Annotated in this window: 12 protein-coding genes; 6 read left to right on the plus strand and 6 right to left on the minus strand. The window is 64.2% G+C overall.

The features are described 5' to 3' along the window. Positions 1 to 62: 62 nt before the first annotated feature. From AUJ55_04925 to AUJ55_04940, 4 genes are read left to right on the plus strand one after another with little or no spacing between them, the layout of a single operon-like run. The gene (locus AUJ55_04925; protein ID OIO58530.1) at positions 63 to 2,147 is read left to right on the plus strand and encodes a hypothetical protein; all 2,085 of its coding nucleotides are present in this window, start codon (positions 63 to 65) and stop codon (positions 2,145 to 2,147) included. A 50-nt stretch (positions 2,148 to 2,197) separates the two neighbouring features. After that, positions 2,198 to 3,286 (plus strand): hypothetical protein, encoded by a 1,089-nt coding sequence (locus AUJ55_04930; protein ID OIO58531.1) that lies wholly within the window; start codon positions 2,198 to 2,200, stop codon positions 3,284 to 3,286. A 1-nt stretch (position 3,287) separates the two neighbouring features. Further along, positions 3,288 to 3,866: a hypothetical protein gene (locus tag AUJ55_04935; GenBank protein ID OIO58532.1), complete on the plus strand. Its 579-nt coding sequence runs from the start codon at positions 3,288 to 3,290 to the stop codon at positions 3,864 to 3,866. Continuing rightward, entirely contained in the window at positions 3,859 to 6,417 is a 2,559-nt protein-coding gene (locus AUJ55_04940; protein ID OIO58533.1) for a hypothetical protein, read from the plus strand. Before AUJ55_04935 ends, AUJ55_04940 begins: the two co-directional genes overlap by 8 nt. A 53-nt stretch (positions 6,418 to 6,470) precedes the next feature. Here the strand turns inward: AUJ55_04940 and AUJ55_04945 are convergent, their stop codons facing one another. The 6 genes from AUJ55_04945 to AUJ55_04970 form a co-directional block, all read right to left on the minus strand. Continuing rightward, on the minus strand, positions 6,471 to 8,057 hold the full coding sequence (locus AUJ55_04945) for a peptide chain release factor 3 (GenBank protein OIO58534.1): 1,587 nt from the start codon (positions 8,055 to 8,057) through the stop codon (positions 6,471 to 6,473). Between the two features lie 143 nt (positions 8,058 to 8,200). Further along, a complete protein-coding gene (locus AUJ55_04950) occupies positions 8,201 to 8,593 on the minus strand; it encodes an aspartate 1-decarboxylase (GenBank protein OIO58535.1) in 393 nt (130 codons plus the stop codon). A 107-nt stretch (positions 8,594 to 8,700) separates the two neighbouring features. Continuing rightward, positions 8,701 to 9,555 carry a pantoate--beta-alanine ligase gene (locus AUJ55_04955; protein ID OIO58536.1) on the minus strand — a complete coding sequence of 285 codons (855 nt, stop codon included), beginning with the start codon at positions 9,553 to 9,555 and terminating at the stop codon, positions 8,701 to 8,703. Beyond that, positions 9,552 to 10,301: a 3-methyl-2-oxobutanoate hydroxymethyltransferase gene (locus tag AUJ55_04960; protein OIO58544.1), complete on the minus strand. Its 750-nt coding sequence runs from the start codon at positions 10,299 to 10,301 to the stop codon at positions 9,552 to 9,554. Before AUJ55_04960 ends, AUJ55_04955 begins: the two co-directional genes overlap by 4 nt. Before the next feature lie 257 nt (positions 10,302 to 10,558). Further along, a complete protein-coding gene (locus AUJ55_04965) occupies positions 10,559 to 11,113 on the minus strand; it encodes a 2-amino-4-hydroxy-6-hydroxymethyldihydropteridine diphosphokinase (GenBank protein OIO58537.1) in 555 nt (184 codons plus the stop codon). Positions 11,114 to 11,425: 312 nt separating this feature from the next. Next, complete coding sequence (locus AUJ55_04970; protein OIO58538.1) at positions 11,426 to 13,417, minus strand: transketolase; 1,992 nt, start codon at positions 13,415 to 13,417, stop codon at positions 11,426 to 11,428. Positions 13,418 to 13,642: 225 nt separating this feature from the next. Here AUJ55_04970 and AUJ55_04975 point away from each other — a divergent pair, with 225 nt between their 5' ends. Then, positions 13,643 to 14,761 (plus strand): tetraacyldisaccharide 4'-kinase, encoded by a 1,119-nt coding sequence (locus AUJ55_04975; protein OIO58539.1) that lies wholly within the window; start codon positions 13,643 to 13,645, stop codon positions 14,759 to 14,761. Between the two features lie 410 nt (positions 14,762 to 15,171). Further along, entirely contained in the window at positions 15,172 to 18,645 is a 3,474-nt protein-coding gene (locus AUJ55_04980; GenBank protein OIO58540.1) for a methionine synthase, read from the plus strand. The last annotated feature ends 646 nt before the right edge of the window (positions 18,646 to 19,291 follow it).

A 19,291-nucleotide genomic window follows, 5' to 3' on the forward strand; every position in this document is an offset into this window, starting at 1 on the left:
CTCAATTCGGTCGCACGGTCGCCAGGGGCTTCCCCTGACCCCCACCTCCAACGAGTCTCCCCATGGACACCAGAGCCATCCCCTTTGCCGTCGCCTTGTGCCTTCCCCTGCTGGGGACGACCCACGCGCTGGCCGACGACGCCCCCCTTGTGGTGGCCATGGACGACCAGGCCGAATTTCAAAGCCTGCTCAACATTCTGGAAGAACAAACCGAAATCGCCACCAAAACAAAACTCAATGCCGACTACGTTCCCGGCATGGTGACGGTGCTGCACGGAATCACCCTTGAAAGCGGCGGGGTTAACTCGGTTTGGGAGGCGCTGCGCCGGGTTCCCGGCTTCTACACCAGCCGGGATCGCACCGGGAATCTCGTTGCGGTCGTGCGCGGTTCGGGGGGGCTGTTCGCCTCGGGCAACCTTAAGGTGTTGCTCGACGGCATCGCCATGAACGAGTCCTCAGCCGCCAGTGCCGATTTGGTTTTCAGCCTGCCCATCGAGCAGGTTGAGCGGATCGAGGTTATCCGCGGCCCCGGCTCGGTGGTCCACGGCGAATTCGCCTACTCCGGAGTGGTTAATGTTGTCACCCGTAAAGAGGGGACTCGCGCCTTCGCGGGCATCGGACAGGGTAACAGTCGGCGGGGAGGGCTACTCGCCTCCTGGCAGAATCCCGAACAAGACAGCTTCCTCAGCCTCAACATGGCCGGTTCGATCATCCCGCGTGGCGATACCCAGATCGGCAACGACTGGCTTCATGCGGCGGGGATGTCGGTGTTGTCCAACGCCCCCGGCACCCTGCTCGACGGCAAGCACGAGGGGGCGATCATCCTCAACGGCGGTTACCGCGATTTAACCCTAACCGCCCACTGGACCCAGGATGCTCGGGACGACTTCGCCGGTAAAAGTTACCTGCTCCCCCCCGCCCAAGATGGTTTGGCTTCGCGCTCCACCAATCTGGGGGTGCAGATGGAGTACCAACACGATGTTTCGGCCTCCCTACAAACCAAGACAATGGTAGGGCTGCGCGATTACAGCAATTGGTACGACGCCTACTTCTACCCCGCCGGTATGCCGTGGCCGGTCGCCCCAGGCGCCCTCATCGTTGATACCCGCGCCCAAGGGTATTACAGCGAGCGGGAATGGCGGGCCGAGGGCGATCTGACCTGGAACCCCGACGATCAGAACACCGCCCTATTGTCGCTTTCGGCCTCCCGCATCGATGTGGTCGATTCCTGGATGGACACCACCGTCGACCGGCTCGCCCAGCCCCCCCTTGCCGCCCCGACCCACTTCACCAGCGGCGTTCAGGTCCCCATTGATGCCGCCCAAGGGCGCACGGTCTTGGGGATCACCCTTCAAGAGGAGTACCGCCCCAGCGAGGCGATGACCTTGACCGGGGGGGTGCGCTACGACCGGTTTTCGGATGTAGGGGGGAGCGTGAATCCCCGCTTTGCCGCCGTGTGGCGTTTGGATCGCAGCAACATCCTCAAGGTGCAGTACGCCGAGGCCTTCCGCCCCCCCACCTTTTTAGAACTGCACAACGGGATCGACGTTAAGCCGGAGACCATCGCCTCCATCGAGATCGGCTACATCCACCGTGGCAGCAATACCACCGAGCGGGTGACCCTGTTCCAAAACGACTACCGCGATCTCATCCTCGAAAACAGCGTGTTCCAGTTCCACAACGCCCAAACCGCACGTGCTCAAGGGATCGAGGTCGAGGAGGAGGTCACGCTGGGGACCAGTTGGATCGGCAAGGGGAACGTGTCGTACCTGACCACCCGCGACCGGGCGACCGGGGCGGCCATTGCCGGCACCACCCCTTGGCTGGGCAACCTGATCGTCACCTACACCCCGGTCAGCGGCGACAGCCTTGAGTTGAGTCTGCATTACGTCGGCACCCGCTACCGCGAAACCGGGGACAGCCGAGCCAAACTGGGGGCCGAGACCACCGCCGACCTGAGCGGGGTCTGGAGTCCCGACCTGTTGCCCGAACTATCGCTCTCGGGGACGGTGCGCAACCTCTTCAATGTCGACACCCACATTCCCGCCATGCTGACCCCCCCCGCCCAGGGCAGTTTGCCGGGGTATCCCAACGATTTGCCCGGCTCCAAACGGAGCTGGTGGTTGAAACTGGCTTACACGCTGTAAAACGGGAGAGGGTGGATTCACCGCCCCCACAGGAACGAAAGGAGCACATCATGTTGGGCACGATGCCTTTGGAACAGGCCCATATTCTGATCGTCGACGACGACCCCATCGTTGCAGTGGTGTTGAGCGAAACCCTGGGCACTGCCGGTTTCACCCACATCACCACCCTACTCGATCCCCGGCAGGTGGTTGCCCGGCTGCAACAGGAGCGGGTCGATCTGATTATTCTCGATTTAGAGATGCCCCATCTGAATGGATTTCAACTGATGGCAGCCATCACCACCCTCAACATCGACCCCCCGATTCCCCTATTGGTCGAGACGGTCCATGCCGACAGAACCACCCGCTTGAAGGCGCTGGACAGCGGCGCCAGCGATTTCGTCAGCAAACCGGTCGACGCCTCGGAATTGCGCATGCGGGTGAAAAACCTGCTGCGCGGCCATCTGTTTCATCTGGCCCTGCTGCAAACCAACCAAGATCTTGAGGAGCGGGTTCGGGTCCGCACCCACGAGATCGAGATAACCCAACTTGAGATCATCCAACGTTTGGGCAAGGCGGCGGAGTTTCGCGACAACGAAACCGGCAACCACATTCTGCGCATGAGCCATTACACCCGGATCTTGAGTGAGGCGTTGGGGGAGCCATTCGAATATACCCAGCGACTGTTTCAGGCCAGCCCCATGCACGATGTCGGCAAGATCGGCATTCCCGACGACATCCTGTTTAAACCGGGGGAACTCAGTCCCGAGGAGTGGCGGATCATGCGCACCCACCCCAACATCGGGGCCCAGCTTCTCTCGGGCCATTCCTCCCCCCTGCTTGAAATGGCCCAGGAGATCGCCCTAACCCACCACGAAAAATGGGACGGCAGCGGCTACCCCCAGGGGCTCAAGGGGGAGCAGATTCCCCTGTCGGGACGGATCGTGGCGCTGGCCGATGTCTTCGACGCCCTGACCTCGTCCCGCCCCTATAAGGGAGCGTGGCCCTTCAGCGAGGCCCTCGCCTACATCGAACGTCAGAAGGGGCACCACTTTGATGCCGCCTTGGTGGCCCTGCTGCCGGGGGTCATCGACGCCTTCGCCAAGGTTCATGCCCAATTCACGGACATCCCCCGGCAGCCGCTGGGAGGCATTCACTAACATGGGGCGACGACGCTTTCATTTAACCTTGCTGGCCTTTGGCGTTGCTGCGGCGCAGGTGCTGTTTGTGCAGTTCGGTTCCTGCCTAAGCGCCGACGAGCAAGAGCACCGGATGATCTCCCTGGGGCTGAAGCTCTTCCTCCCCTTTTTGGGCGCCGATGAAGATCTCGCCGCCAAAACCGCCCCCGACGGCAACCTCCCTGTGGTGGTGGTCTACATGAGCGATGTCCGCCAAGCGACCGAGATGGCGCAGCGGCTGGCTCAGACCGAAACCCTCAAAGGGATCCCCCTGAAGATCATCACCCAGTCGCTCGACGACCTACTGGAATCCCCAGCCCCCTACCCTGCCGGGGTTTTCCTGGCCGAACGGTTCGGTTTCGATCTTCCGAACCTCGCCCACTGGGGGATCGAGCACCGGGTATTGACCTTTTCTCCCTTCTCCGGCGATGTCGAGGGGGGGATTCTCGGGGGGGTGCTGGTCACCGACCGGATCCTTCCCTACGTCAACATGCAGACACTCAAGCGCAGCGGCATCCACTTGAAACCCTTCTTTTTAAAAATCGCCGCCCGCTATGAGTAAAGATTCCCTGCTGAAACGCTTTGCCCTCATGTTGGAGGGGGGGACCACCCCCTGGTTTGTCGCCCTCATCCTCGGAATCGTCACCATCACAGTGTTCTACTGGTCGCTGGCGCTCGAACCCCGCCTCAATGACGAGGCCCGTAACAACGCCGGCGCCCTGGCGCAAGCTCAGGCCCACACCCTGGCTGCCGCCCTCTCCCGCATCGACGCCCCCCCCACCGCCCGACAAATCACCGAGGCGATGGACGAAATCCTGGTGTTGACCGACACCCACACCCGGAGCCCCTTCATTTTGGGGGTGACCCTAGAGGTCGATTACGACGTCGTCCCCGTCCCGAGAGGGAGTCTCGACCTGAGCGAGGGGGTCACCGACTGCCCCACCTGCTTCGTCAGCGAGGTACCGCTGTTTGCCAAGGATCGCCCCGAACTGTTGGGACTGGCCCGCATTTACGCCAACAACGCCTTTTTCGAGCGGCTGAAACACGAGGTCGCACGCAGCCTGACCATCGGCACCGGGGCGATGCTGGTCATCACCTTTGCCGTCTGGATCGCCGTGGCGGGATTCCTGCGCCGCATCCGCGAAAGTGAAGCCAACGTGCGCAACATCTTCGAGGCTGCCCCCTTTCCGGTGCTGCTGGCCCGCGCCTGGGATGAGCGGGTATTGCGTATGAATCAGGCAGCCAGTGCCTTCTTCGAGATCGAGGGGGAACCTCCTTCCGGCCTCACCCTTTCCACCCTGCTGGGCCCCTCCCCCGCTCAGCAAACCCTGGCCTCCGCCCTGGCCAAGGGACGCCCCCTGCCGCAACGGGAGCTGGCCCTACCCGACCACGACGGACGACCCCGTTGGGTCATCGCCTCGGCGTTGCCTGGGCAATATTTCGGCGACCGGGCTCATGTGGTGGGCATTGCCGATATTTCGCAGCTCAAGCAGATTCAACAGGCGCTCGAAAAAGCAAAACTTGAGGCCGAGTCGGCGGCCCAGGCCAAAAGCGAATTCCTGGCAACCATGAGCCACGAGATCCGCACCCCGATGAACGGCATTTTGGGCATGGTGCAACTGCTCGAAGAGACCCCGCTCAGCCCCCAGCAAACGAAGTACCTGCAACTGGTTGCCAAGTCGGGCGACGCCCTGCTGGTGATCCTCAACGACATCCTCGACATCTCCAAAATCGAGGCGGGCAAGCTGATCCTGGAATCCCAACCTTTTGAATTCCGGGAATTCCTCGAAAGCATCGTTCAGCTCATGGCTTTTCGTGCCTCTGAAAAGGGGTTGTTGTTGGCGCTCGATACCGACCCCGAATTACCCCCGTTTGTCCAGGGCGACGCCACCCGGCTGCGCCAAGTGCTGCTCAACCTGATCGGCAACGCATTGAAGTTCACCGAACACGGTCGGGTCACGGTTCAAGCCCGCGCTACGGCGCTGCCGGGGGGACTTCGGGCCGATTTTGCGGTCATCGACACCGGGATCGGCATCGCCGACGAGGCGCTCCCGCATCTGTTCGACAAGTTCACCCAGGCCGATTCAAGCATCGCCCGCACCCATGGCGGCAGTGGGCTGGGGCTGGCGATCTGCAAACGGCTGGTGGAGGCGATGGGGGGGGAGATCGAGGTCGAAAGCCGGGTGGGCGAGGGGAGCACCTTCCACTTCTGGGTCACCCTACGTAACGCCTCCCAGGAAGACCTGGCGGCACTTCATCCGCCGCGCCAATCCAACCCAACCCGCGTGGTCGGACAGGCCCGGGTATTGATGGCCGACGATGTCGAAATCAACCGGATGACCACCGCCACCTTCCTAACCCAACGGGGGCATCGGGTCACCGAAGTGCTCAACGGCCGCGAGGCGCTGGATGCCTTCGCGCAGCAGCCCTTCGACGTGGTGCTGATGGATCTACACATGCCGGTAATGGACGGGGAGGAGGCGACCCAGCGCATCCGCGATTGGGAGAACAGCCATCCCGCCGAGGGGCGCCCCCCCCGCACCCCCATCATCGGGCTGACCGCCGACATCACCGCCGAGGGAATGCGGCGCTGCCTGCACGCCGGGATGGACGCGGTCCTCTCCAAACCGGTGCAGTTCAAAGAGCTGGAACAGTTGCTCAACCGGATTCAATCCAGCGACGGCATGGCCGAGCTGCATCGGGAACTCAGCGTCGCCATCGGGGATGAGGAGGAGGCTGCGGCTGAAGGGGAAAGGGATGTGCTCGATGTGCGCATGCTCGAAAAATGGCGCAATGAGCTGGGGGTCGAGGGGATGAACCGGCTGTTCGACGCCTTCTTTCAAACCGTGCCGGAGCGGGTTGACGACATCAAGGTCGCCTGGGCTCGTCAAGATCTAAGCATGCTGCGCCAAGAGGCCCATGCCCTTAAAGGGGGGGTGGCGGTGATGGGGTTGACCGCCCTGAACCGGCTGGCCGCCGACCTCGAAACCGCAGCGCGCGAGGAGCGTCGCGACGACCTGCCCCCCTTGATGAATCGACTCGATGGGTTGGTGACTCAGTCAATGGAGGCCGTACGAGGGCAGGCCGAAGTTATCAAGGCAGGCCCCGGTTAACCCCCCCCGAGGAGGGCCTCCGATCACGATGTGTGGTCGCCCCCCCCTTTTTTTCAAACGTGCTCGCGGGTTTTATGGAACTCGATCTCGGGCCACTGCTTGATGACGGTGTCGAGCTGCCAACGGTTGTCGGCCAAGTAGGTGAGCTGACCGGCGCTGTCGAGCGCTAGGTTGTTGCGGTTGCGGGCCTCAAATTCACTCAGCTTCTTTTTGTCGGAGCAGGTGATCCAACGGGCGGTGAAATACCCCACCGGCTCGTAGGTGGCGTCGACCCAGTATTCGTCTTTCAACCGCGCCATGGTGACGTCGAACTGCAACACCCCCACCGCACCAAGCACCGTATCGGCCCCAATCAGCGGACGAAAGACCTGCACCGCCCCCTCCTCTGAAAGCTGCACCAACCCCTTTTGCAGTTGCTTGCTCTTGAGCGGATCGCGCAACACCACCCGTTTGAATTGCTCGGGGGCGAAGCTGGGGATGCCGGTAAAACGCAGCTCCTCCCCCTCGGTGAAGGTGTCTCCGATCTTGATCGTGCCGTGGTTGTGGATGCCGATGATGTCGCCGGGGTAGGCCTCTTCGATATTTTCCCGATCTTGGGCCATGAAGATGGTGGCGTTGGCGATGGTCAACGGCTTGCCCAGACGCAGATGTTTGACCTTCATGCCCCGGGTGAACTTGCCCGAGCAGATGCGAAAAAACGCGATCCGGTCACGATGGGCCTTGTCCATGTTCGCCTGAATCTTGAAGACGAAGCCCGAGAACGCCTCCTCGCTCGGCTCGACCATGCGGGTTTCGGTGGCGCGGGGGCCTGGGGGGGGCGCCAGGTCGATCACCGCGTCGAGCAGCTCTTTCACCCCGAAGTTGTTGATGGCGCTGCCGAAGAAAACCGGGGTCTGGTTGCCGCGCAGAAAATGCTCCATATCGAAGGGGTTGGCCGCCCCCTCGATCAGCTCGATCTCGTCGCGCAGCTCCCCCGCTTGGGTTCCCAAAATCTCATCCAGGCGCGGATCTTCTAGCCCCTTGATGGTCACGACCTCGAAATCCCGAGTTTTAGCGCCGGGGGTGAAGAGGTTGAGTTCGCGCCGGTAGAGGTCGTAGACCCCTTTGAAGCGCTTGCCCATGCCGATGGGCCAGGTCATGGGGGTGCACTCGATTTGCAGCTTGTCTTCGATCTCGGAGAACAGATCGAGGGGCTCGCGCCCCTCCCGGTCGAGCTTGTTGATGAAGGTGACGATGGGGGTGTTGCGCAGACGGCAGACCTCCATGAGTTTCTCGGTCTGCGGCTCCACCCCCTTGGCCGAGTCGATCAGCATCAAGGCCGAATCGACGGCGGTCAGCACCCGGTAGGTGTCTTCCGAGAAGTCCTGGTGACCGGGGGTGTCGAGCAGGTTCACCTCGAAGTCGCGGTAGTCGAATTTCATCACCGACGAGGCGACCGAAATCCCGCGCTCCTTCTCGATGGCCATCCAGTCAGAGGTGGCGCTGCGCCCATCCCGCTTGGCCTTGACCGCCCCCGCCATCTGAATCGCCCCCCCGAACATCAGGATCTTCTCGGTCAGGGTCGTCTTACCGGCGTCGGGATGACTGATGATGCCGAAGGTGCGGCGGCGCTCGACTTCACGCTGCAAATGACTGCTCACAGGGGGACTCCGGGGGATGCTGGAGGGGAAATTCGGTGTTTTGCGGTAGGAGCGCCGCCCCGGCGCGATCACCACCCGATGAGATAACCGGGTTGATCGCATCGCGCCGAGGGCGGCGCTCCTACCAAAGTTACCGCTATCGCTTACGCGGCGACCGGCCCGGTCTGCCCCTGAATCTCGTCGGCCACCTGCTTGATCGAATTGTCTTCGTTGACGTAGACCAGGCTGGGGTGATGGCTTTGGGCCTCGGCCTCTTCCATGCGCACGTAGGCGCAGATGATGAGCAGATCGCCGGGGGCGACCCGGCGGGCGGCGGCGCCGTTGACCCCGATGGTCCCGGTGCCGCGCGGCCCCTTGATGGCGTAGGTCGAAAACCGCTCGCCGTTGTTGACGTTGTAGATGTCGACCTCCTGGAAGGGAAGGATCCCGCTGGCATCGAGCAGATCCTGATCGATGGCGATCGAGCCCTCGTAGTGCAGGTCGGCGTGGGTCACGGTGGCGCGGTGAATCTTGGCCATGAGCATGTTGCGTTGCATCGGCGTCTCCCGGTTAGGCGGCGTGCGATGGGTGGAACGGCTTCAAACCGAGGAGGCTACGGTTTGCTCTCGATCCACATCGTGAAAAGGAAAACAGCTAAAAACGATTACTTGGTCAATAGCGGCAGGTTGTCGATCAACCGCGCCCCCCCGAGCTTGATGGCGACGAAGACCCGAGCATCGTCCCGCCACGGGTTTTCTTCTCCCAGCAGCGTCAAATCGCCGCCGGAGCGAATCTCCAGATACTCGGGCTCGGGCAGTCCCGCCAAACGCAGGGTTTCCCGCCCTTGCGCCAGCAAGGCCGCAACATCCCGCCCCCCCCTCTTGGCAGCCGATTGCATGGCGCTTAAGCCCTTGAAGAGGCCGGGGGCCAGGCCGCGCGCCTCCTCGTCGAGGTAGCGGTTGCGCGAGCTCAGGGCCAGTCCGTCTTTCTCGCGCACCGTGGGCAAACCGACCATGACGATGCCGAAGTGCAGATCGCCCACCATCGCCCGCAGGATCGCCAACTGCTGCCAATCCTTCTCACCGAAGACGGCGGCATCGGGGCGAACCAGGTGGAAGAGGATCGAGACCACTGTGGTCACGCCGCGAAAATGGCCGGGGCGCTGGGCACCGCAGAGCACGTCGGTCATCCGCTCCGGGATCACCGCCACCGCCAGCCCGTCGCGCCCTTTGGGGTAGATCTCCTCCATGTCGGGCATGAAGACGACGCTGACGCCACTGGCCTGACAGAGGTCGAGATCCTCCTTGGGGGTGCGGGGGTAGCGGTCGAAATCTTCAAAGGGACCGAACTGGGTCGGATTGACAAAAATGCTCAGCACCACCGCGTCGCCATGCCGCTGGGCCTCTTTCACCAGCGCCATGTGACCGGCGTGCAGGTTGCCCATGGTCGGGACCAACGCCACCTTGCCCGCCCCGGCGCGCCAACGGCGCAGTTCGGCGATCGTGCGCAGAATCCTCATGATGCTTGGTGCACCTCATTCACCCAGGCGGCGACCGCCTCGGTCAGCAGAGCAAATCCACCCAATTTCGGGGTGGCGAACGGGGGGGGCGTCTCGGTCAGGCCGACCACGTCATGAAAGACCAACACCTGGCCGTCGCACTGCCGCCCCGCGCCGATCCCAATGGTGGGAATCGCGATGGCGGCGGTCGCCTGGGCCGCAAGCTCGGCGGGGATGTTTTCGAGCACGATCATCACCGCCCCCGCCTCACTCAGCGCCACCGCGTCGGCGACGAGCTGCGCCCCTTCATCCTCAGACTTAGCCTTTTTGCCCCAGCCGTCGCGCCGGGCCGATTGGGGCGATAACCCCAGGTGGCCGACCACCGCCAACCCCCGCTGGGCGAGGTAGGCGACGGTGTCGATCATCGGCCCCGCCCCCTCGATCTTCACCGCGTCGGCCCCCCCTTCGGCGATCAAACGACCGGCGGCGGCAAGCGCCGCATCGGCGCTCCCCTGCCCTACCAAAAAGGGCATGTCGGCAACGATGGGCAGGTTCGAGCAGCGGCGAACGATGGCGGTGTGGTAGACCATCTGGTCGAGGGTGACCGGGCAGGTGTCGCCATACCCCTGGATCACCATCCCCAACGAATCGCCCACCAACAGGCAATCGACCCCGGCGCGGTCTGCAATCCGGGCGCTGGAGGCGTCGTAGGCGGTGAGCATGGCGATGGGCTGGTTTCCACCCTTGCGGGCGAGCAGCTTGGGCAATCCGGGAGCTTTAAGCGGCGTGGTGGTCACATCTGGCCCCTTGGTCGAAACCGCGCATCGGGTCTGCCAAGGGGAGGAGGGGGTAGAGGAGGCTGCGCGCACCTTGCGAGCGTGGGGGCTCACAGGTCAGCGGGGGCCCGATCCTCATGCCTCGTCCCCGGTCGCAGTGGATCCGGGCGTGGCGAAATCAGGTTTTTTCTAAGCGTTTCCCTTCTCGGGTGTCCTGCCAAAACGGTCAGAACCTCGGGGAGGGGACTTCAAGCGGGCGGGATACTCCCCATCCGCCACATCTTTTGCAAGTGATCGTCTTGTAATAAAGCCACCCGCTGGCCGGGATCGAGCTCTGTGATGGCCGCTTGGAGCGAGCCCCCTGTGACTGGGTCGATCCAGTCGGGTTCCACATCCTGGAGGGGGGTCACAACGAAGCCCCGCTCCAAAGTCCGGGGATGGGGCAGAATCAAATCGGGATCGCTGGCGCGTTCGTCTCCGAAGGCGATCAGGTCAAGATCGAGGGTGCGCGGCCCCCAGTGCACCTCACGGGTGCGCCCCAACTCGGTCTCGATGCGCAGCAGCGCCTCCAAGAGCGCCCGCGCCGCCCCCTGCCCGCAGGCGGCAGGCAAAGGGCCACTGGCCACGGCATTGACGAAATCGGGTTGCTCGGGGCCACCCACCGGGGCGGTGGCGTAGAGGCGGGAGCGACGGTCGAGGGGAAAACCCGCCTCGGCCAGCCGGGTGGCTGCTTGATTGAAACGGGCAACCACCTCGGCGGGCCCGCCGAGGTTGCCCCCTAAAGCGACGATGAATCGCAGCATGACTTACCTCCCCTTGCGGCGTGCCGAGCGTACCCGGTAGAGCCGCTCGGTGAAGCCCCCCTCGTTTTCGAAGTTTTGCGCCAGGGTCTTGGTTTGCCGACGAGCAGGGCGGTGGCCACCGCCAGCAGGGTCGGGGCGGCGTTGGCGGCGATTTCTTGGTAGGAGGGTGGGGTTGGGGTGGACGACGGCGCTCGCAAAACCGCACCGTTCGATCGAACACCAATTGCGCGACCTGAAACCCCTTGAGCCCACGGTAGCCCCCATGGGCACCCATCGGCTTTTCGCCCTCCATGGCGGCGCCTCCTCACCAAGTCAGTCCAAAAGTCCCTTCACGGTGTTCACCACGTTGTCGGCGGTAAAACCGAACCGCTCCATGTTTTCATCACCCGGGGCCGAGGCGCCAAAGCGGTCGATGCCGATGCAGGCGCCGCCATCGCCCGCATACTTGTGCCAGCCCAGGGTCACCCCCGCCTCGATGGTCACCCTGGCCGCCACGTCGCGGGGGATGACGCTGTTTTTGTAATCAGCCTCCTGCTCTTCGAAGATCTCGACGCAGGGCAGCGACACCACTCGGGTCGGGATCCCCCCAGCTTCGAGCGCCTCGCGGGCGGCCAACGCCACATGCACCTCGCTGCCGGTGGCGATCAGCACCGCCTGGGGGGCGCTGCTCGCCTCGGCCAGCACGTACCCCCCCTTCTCGGCCCCCTGTACGGCGGCGGCATCGAGGGTCGGCAGGTTCTGGCGGCTCATGATCAGGGCCGAAGGGCGCTGTTGCTTCAGGGTCATCTTCCAGGCGATGGCCGTTTCGTTGGCATCGGCGGGGCGGAAGACCGCCAGATCGGGCATGGCGCGTAGGCTGGCCAGGTGCTCGATCGGCTGATGGGTCGGGCCGTCCTCCCCCACCCCGATGGAGTCGTGGGTCCACACGTAGATCACCGGCAAGTTGGAGAGGGCCGACACCCGGACCGAACCGCGCATGTAGTCGGAAAAGACGAAGAAGGTGGCGCAGTAGGGACGCACGCCGCCGTGGTAGGCCATCCCGTTGACGATCGCCCCCATGGCGTGCTCGCGCACCCCGAAGCGGAAGTTGCGCCCCGCCGGGGTCTCGGGGGTGTTGTCGTCGTCGGATTTGATGCGGGTGTTGGTCGAGCCGGAAAGATCGGCGTCGCCCCCCAGCAGCCAGGGGACCACCCCGGCCAGGGCGTTGAGGATCTTGCCCCCGGCGGCGCGGGTGGCGACCTTCTCCCCCACCGGGAAGGTGGGGATCGCCTCCTCCCACCCCTCGGGCAGATCGCCGGAAGCGGCCTCCAGAAACTCTTCGGCCAAATCGGGGAACGCCTTAGCGTAGGCATCGAAGCCGCGATTCCATTGGGCTTGCAGCCCGTGACCGCGCCGCACAGCGTCGCTCAGGTGATCGACCGCATCGCTGGGCAGCTCGAAACGCAGCGCAGGATCGAGCCCCAACGCCTGTTTGGTGAGCGCCAGTTCATCCTCGCCCAGCGGGGAGCCGTGGCAGGAGCTGGTCCCCGCTTTGTGGGGGGATCCGAAACCGATGGTGGTTTTGACGATGATGATGCTCGGGCGCTCGGTCTCGCTCTTGGCCTGCTCGATGGCGGCGCTTAAACCGGCCACATCATGGTCGCCGTCGGCCACCCGCAGCACCTGCCAGCCGTAGGCCTCGTAGCGGCTCCCCACCTCTTCCCCAAAAGAGAGCTCGCAAGGGCCGTCGAGGGTGATGTCGTTGGCGTCGTAGAGGTAGATCAACTTGCCCAACTTTTGATGCCCCGCCAAGGATGCCGCCTCGGCCGAGATCCCCTCCATCAAATCGCCGTCCGAGACGATGGCGTAGGTGAAGTGGTCGACGATGGTGTGACCGGGGCGGTTGTAGCGGGCCGCCATCCAGCGCTCGGCCAGCGCCATCCCGACCGCGTTGGCACTCCCCTGTCCCAGGGGGCCGGTGGTCGCTTCGACGCCGGGGGTCATGAAGTCCTCGGGATGACCGGGGGTGCGGCTCTCCCATTGGCGGAATTGCTTCAGATCATCAAGCGACAGGTCGTAGCCGGTCAGGTGGAGCAGGGAATAAAGCAGGGCGCTGCCGTGGCCAGGGGAGAGGACGAAACGGTCGCGATTGACCCACTTAGGGTCAGCCGGGTTGTGGCGCAGGTGTTTGTCCCACAGTGCGTAGGCCATGGGGGCGGCCCCCAGTGGCAATCCGGGGTGGCCCGAATTGGCCTGCTGAACCATGTCGATGGCCAGGCCGCGGATGGTGTTGATGGCGCGTTGATCGAGGTTGGAGGCGGTCATCGTGGCGATGCTCCCAAGGGGTGTAGACATTTATCAGAAAGGGTTTTCGTAGCACTTGAAGAGCCGGACTTGCCGGGCGCGGTATTGTGCATGAACGGGGGGAGAGGGGGTACCCCGAGGGGATCGGCGTGCCTGAAGGGAAATCGGTTGGGCAGCGCCTCGGAATCAAACTCGTAGACGTCTTGGGAAGCGCCGATTGATTCAGTGCTCCCTTGCGACCCATGGATGGGTCGCCAAAAACAAGAACGTAATGGCGGATTTTTGGTGCATTGGGAAGCTATCATCCCCCATCTGTTTACCCCCATCCCCCGTGGAGCCGACGTGCCATTGCATCAAACCCTGGAACGCTGGTGGCAGGGGGGGCACCCCCCCTGGTGGGGGGGATTGCTCCTACCGGCAAGCCACCTCTACGGCTGGATCGCCCACCAGCGCAACCGTCGTTACGACCGCCACCCCCCCTCACCCCTGGAGGGGGTGGTGGTGAGCATCGGCAACATCACGGTGGGAGGAAGTGGCAAAACCCCGGTGACCATCGACCTGACCCGGCATCTGCAAAAACGGGGTCTGAAGGTGGTGGTGGTCAGTCGGGGGTATGGGGGCAGTGGTCGTGGGGAGATCTGTTTGGAGGATCTGTCCCCTACCGAACAGGCGACGGTGGGGGGGGACGAACCGACCCTGATCCACCGCAGCACCGGCGCTCCGGTGGTGGTGGGGGCCCAACGTGCAGCGGCCTGCCGTTTGGCCCTGCGCCGCTACCGCCCCGACCTCATTGTGCTCGACGATGCCCTGCAACACCGGGCGGTACACCGTGACCTGAACGTGGTGGTGGTGGGGCGTAGCGGTTGGGGCAATGGCCACTACCTTCCGGCGGGGCCGCTGCGCGAGCCGGTGGTCGATGCCCTCGCCCGCTGCGACTGGGTGGTCCACTTTGGCCCTCTCCCCCCTGATTGCACCGGATTACCCGCCACCGCCGCCGCCACCACCGCTGGCCCCTGGTGCGACGGCAACTTAACCCCCTGCCCCCCCCCGCCCTCCGGCACCACCGTCACCCTGTACAGCGCCATCGCCCAGCCCGAACGGGTGGTGGCCACCCTGGCGCAGCAGGGAATCGGCGTGGCTGCTCGGATCACGCAGCGCGATCACGCCCACCCCGGCCCCCGGCAATGGCGCGCCATCGACCAACGCCCCACCCCCCTGTGGGTGACCACCGCCAAAGATGCGGTGCGTCTGCCCCCCGAGCGGCAAGCCGACCCCGCTCTGAAGGTGGTGACCCTGGAATTGATCTGGGATCCCTCCCCCCTGATCGACCAGATTGCCCATCGGGTGGCCAGCCGGAGCTTTTGAGGCTTTCTCTCGCCATCACCGAAATTTTACTGGAGCTGGGGGACCAACACCTCCGGCCAGCTCGGCGACGGCACCTTCAACACCAGCGCCACCCCGGTGCAGGTCGCCCCCTGGTGAACGTCAAAACACAAGAAGTGAAACGGTGTTGCGGGGGTTGACCTGCCCCCCGGCCGACGGTCGGCCCACCACTTCCAACAAAAAAGCCCCCGATTTGGGGGCTTTTTTGTTGGGGCCGTGCCCGCTGCTGGGAACGGGGTGAGGAACGGCAGAACGGGGTCTACCATCGGATTTTCCAGCAACTACCCTCTCAGCGGCGACAATTCCAGCGGTTTTTCTTAGAATCCCGCCCCTTTTGCTTGGAAATCCCCATCCGGCCCCGCCGCCGGTCGCACCTTGTGTAGGACGCCGCCATGACCCGACCCGATTTTCTCACCCGCCTGCGTCAAGCCGTTCTCATCGCCGACGGCGGCATGGGGACCATGCTGCAACGGGAAAACCTCGACCTTCAGGCCGATTTTCTGGGGCTGGAAAACTGCTCGGAGATCCTGCTCGAAACCCGCCCCGACATCATCGCCAAGATCCACCGCACCTATCTGCTGGCGGGGGCCGAGGCGATTGAGACCAACACCTTTGGCTCCAACCGGGTGGTCCTCGCCGAATACGACATCGGCGCCAAGGCCTACAACCTAAGCCTGCTGGGGGCCCAGATCGCCCGCGCCGCCGCCGACGCGGTGCAGGCCGAAACCGATCGCCCCCGCTACGTGCTCGGCTCCATCGGCCCCGGCACCAAACTCCCCTCGCTGGGCCACATCGCCTTCGATCCCCTGGCGGCCGCCTACCAAGAGCAAATCGAAGGGTTGATCGCCGGGGGCTCGGACGCCCTGATCGTCGAGACTTGCCAAGACCTGCTGCAAATCAAGGCTGCGGTGATGGGGGCGCGGCGCGCCTTTGTCGCCACCGGCAAACGGCTGCCGGTCATCGCCCAGGTCACCATGGAGACCACCGGCACCATGCTGCTCGGCACCGAGATGCCGGCGGCGCTCGCCGCCCTGATGGCGCTACCCGAGGTCGAGGTGATCGGGATGAACTGCGCCACCGGTCCCCAGGAGATGGCCCGCCACGTCAAAACCCTGTCGGAGATGTGCGACCGGATGCTGTCGGTACTGCCCAACGCCGGACTCCCCATTTTGGTCGACGGCCAGACCGTCTACCCGCTCGGGGCCGAGGAGTTCGCCGCTTGGCAGGAGCGCTTCGTGCACGAGGACGGGGTCAACATGGTGGGCGGTTGCTGCGGCACCACCCCCGACCACATCGCAGCCCTCGCCGCCCGACTCACCGATGCCCAACCCGCTTCGCGCCAACCGGTGTTCGAGCCCTCGGCCAGCTCCCTCTACCGCCGCGAGACCTTGCGCCAAGAAAACGCTGTGTTCGCCATCGGCGAGCGGACCAACGCCAACGGCTCGAAGAAATTCCGCGAGCTGCTCGCCGCCGAGGATCTCGACGGCATGGTCGAGATGGCCAAGGAGCAGGTGCGCGAGGGATCCCACGCCATCGACGTCTGCGCCGCCTATGTGGGGCGCGACGAGCTGGCCGACATGGACCGGCTCATGGCGCGCCTGGCGGTCGACGTCACCGCCCCCATCGTGGTCGATTCGACCGAGATCCCGGTGATCGAGGCGGCCCTCAAGCGGCTGGGGGGCAAGAGCATCGTCAACTCGATCAATCTTGAGGACGGCCCCGAGCGGGCGCGGCAAATCCTTACCCTGTGCCGGGAATACGGCGCGGCGGTGGTGGCGTTGACCATCGACGAGACCGGCATGGCCAAGACGGCGGCGCGCAAGGTCGAGATCGCCGCGCGCCTCTACCAACTGGCGGTCGAGGAGTGCGGCCTGCCTCCCGGCGACCTGCTCTTCGATCCCCTGACCTTCACCATCTGCACCGGCCAAGAGGACGACTTCGAACTCGCCATCGAGACGCTGGAGGGGATTCGGCAAATCCGCGCCCGCTTCCCTGAGGTTCAGATCGTTCTGGGGCTATCGAACATCTCCTTCGGCCTTAAGGCGGCGGCCCGACAGGCGCTCAACTCGGTCTTCCTCCACCACGCCGTTCAGGCCGGTATGACCTCGGCGATCATCCACGTCAGCAAGATTTTGCCGCTGTCGCGCATCGGCGAAGAGGCCCGATCCGCCTGCGAGGCAATGATCTTCAACCGCCGCAGCGAGGGGGTCGAAGATCCGCTGCACCGGCTGATGGCGCTTTACGAGGACGCCCAACTGGCCGAATCGGCCGCGACGCCCCCCCCCAAAACGGTGGAGGAGCGGTTGATCCGCCGCATCGTCGACGGCAACCGGGGCGGCATCGAAAACGACCTGGAGCAGGCGCTCACCACCTACACGCCGCTGCACATCATCAACGAACTGCTGCTCGAAGGGATGCGGGTGGTGGGGGAGCTGTTCGGCAAAGGGGAGATGCAGTTGCCCTTCGTATTGCAATCGGCCCAAACCATGAAGGCGGCGGTCTCCTTTTTAGAGCCCCACATGGAAAAGAGCGACGGCAAGGCCAAGGGGACCATGGTGCTGGCGACCGTGAAGGGGGACGTGCACGACATCGGCAAAAACCTGGTCGACATCATCCTGACCAACAACGGCTTTCGGGTGGTCAACCTGGGGATCAAACAGCCGGTCGAGGCGATCATCGAGGCGGCCCGGGCCGAGCAGGCCGACGCGGTGGGGATGTCGGGACTGCTGGTGAAATCGACCGTCATCATGAAAGAAAACCTAGAGGCGATGAGGGCAGCGGGGTTGGCGATGCCGGTGGCGCTCGGGGGTGCGGCGCTGACCCGCGACTTCGTCGAGAAGGACTGCCGCGCCGTCTACCCTACCACCACGTACGCCCGCGACGCCTTCGACGGACTGCGCTTCATGCAGGCGATCGAGCGGGGGGAGGATCCAACCGTGGCGGCGCCCCCCAAGGCGGCTGCGCCCAAGCGGGAGACCACCCCCCAAAAGGGGCCGGGGCTATTGGAGCGGCCCGAGCCGGAGGAGAGCACCGGACTCTTCAAATCGCGCATCGCCTTCGACACCCCCCCCCCCACCCCCCCCTTCTGGGGGGCGCGGATCATGGAATCGATCCCGCTCGACAACTTCCGCACGTATCTGAACGAAACGGTGCTGTTCCGCTTTCAGTGGGGGTTTCGCAAGGGCAAGTCGCAGTCGGCCGAGGATTACGTCCAGCAAATCGAGCAGGAGGTCCGCCCCATCCTCAACGACCTGCTGCGCCGGGTGAAGGCCGAGAAAATCCTGGCGCCCCAGGCCGCCTACGGGTTTTGGCCCGCCAACGGCGACGGCGACGACCTGGTGCTCTTCGATCCCGAGGATCCCACCCAAGAGATCGCCCGCTTCGCCCTGCCCCGCCAAACGCGGGAGGATGGGGTCTGTCTGGCCGACTTCGTCCGCCCCCTTTCAAGCGGGGTGCGCGACGTGGTGGGACTCCAGGTGGTGACGGTGGGGCAAAGGGTTTCGGATGTGGCGCGGCAGTGGTTCGAGGCCGACCAATACCAGAACTACCTCTACCTGCACGGGCTGGGGGTCGAGATGACCGAGGCGCTGGCCGAGTTTGTTCATGCCCGCATTCGGGCCGAGCTGGGGTATGCGGCGCAGGACGACCGCGACGTGAAGCGGGTTCTGAAGATGCACTACCGGGGGGCGCGGTATTCGTTTGGCTACCCCGCCTGTCCCGAGACCGGCGATCAAGCCAAGTTGCTGCCGCTGCTGGGGGGCGAAAAACTGGGGCTATCGCTTGGGGAGGGGGATCAACTCCACCCCGAAATGAGCACCTCGGCCATTGTGCTGGTGCATCCGCAGGCAAGGTATTTTGGGGTGTGAGGAGGTGGTGTCGCGGGTGTGTCGTAGGGTGGATAAGCAACGCGCATCCACCTCTCCCCCCGAAGCCCCCGACCTTGCCCGGTGAAACGGCGGTTGGTGGAGGCGCCTGGGCCGAAACCGGCGCTCGTGCTTGATGCGCCCCTTGCTGGTGGATGCGCTGCGCTTATCCACCCTACAAATGACCAACAAACACCCTACAAACAACGGGGGCCAATGGCCCCTTTTCTTCATGCAACCATTGTGGCCCACGGGCGCCATTCACGGTTGAACGGCGGTTGGTGGAGGCGCCTGGCCGAAACCGGCGCTCGTGCTTGATGCGCCCCTTGCTGGTGGATGCGCTGCGCTTATCCACCCTACAAATGACCAACAAACACCCTACAAACAACGGGGGCCAATGGCCCCTTTTCTTCATGCAACCATTGTGGCCCACGGGCGCCATTCACGGTTGAACGGCGGTTGGTGGAGGCGCCTGGCCGAAACCGGCGCTCGTGCTTGATGCGCCCCCTGCTGGTGGATGCGCTGCGCTTATCCACCCTACAAATGCCCTACAAACACCCAACAAACAACGGGGGCCAATGGCCCCGTTTTCTTCATACAACCATTGTGGCCCACGGGCGCCATTCACGGTTGAACGGCGGTTGGTGGA

This window comes from Proteobacteria bacterium CG1_02_64_396 (assembly GCA_001872725.1).
Lineage (GTDB): Bacteria > Pseudomonadota > MNWR01 > CG1-02-64-396 > CG1-02-64-396 > CG1-02-64-396.

Excerpts from the sequence above, each read along its gene's own strand:
- AUJ55_04935 (OIO58532.1), top strand. The coding sequence starts at position 3,288 with ATGGGGCGACGACGCTTTCATTTAACCTTGCTGGCCTTTGGCGTTGCT.
- AUJ55_04930 (OIO58531.1), top strand. The coding sequence starts at position 2,198 with ATGTTGGGCACGATGCCTTTGGAACAGGCCCATATTCTGATCGTCGAC.
- AUJ55_04950 (OIO58535.1), bottom strand. The coding sequence starts at position 8,593 with ATGCAACGCAACATGCTCATGGCCAAGATTCACCGCGCCACCGTGACC.
- AUJ55_04970 (OIO58538.1), bottom strand. The coding sequence starts at position 13,417 with ATGACCGCCTCCAACCTCGATCAACGCGCCATCAACACCATCCGCGGC.
- AUJ55_04965 (OIO58537.1), bottom strand. The coding sequence starts at position 11,113 with ATGCTGCGATTCATCGTCGCTTTAGGGGGCAACCTCGGCGGGCCCGCC.
- AUJ55_04975 (OIO58539.1), top strand. The coding sequence starts at position 13,643 with ATGGGTCGCCAAAAACAAGAACGTAATGGCGGATTTTTGGTGCATTGG.
- AUJ55_04925 (OIO58530.1), top strand. The coding sequence starts at position 63 with ATGGACACCAGAGCCATCCCCTTTGCCGTCGCCTTGTGCCTTCCCCTG.
- AUJ55_04980 (OIO58540.1), top strand. The coding sequence starts at position 15,172 with ATGACCCGACCCGATTTTCTCACCCGCCTGCGTCAAGCCGTTCTCATC.
- AUJ55_04955 (OIO58536.1), bottom strand. The coding sequence starts at position 9,555 with ATGAGGATTCTGCGCACGATCGCCGAACTGCGCCGTTGGCGCGCCGGG.
- AUJ55_04940 (OIO58533.1), top strand. The coding sequence starts at position 3,859 with ATGAGTAAAGATTCCCTGCTGAAACGCTTTGCCCTCATGTTGGAGGGG.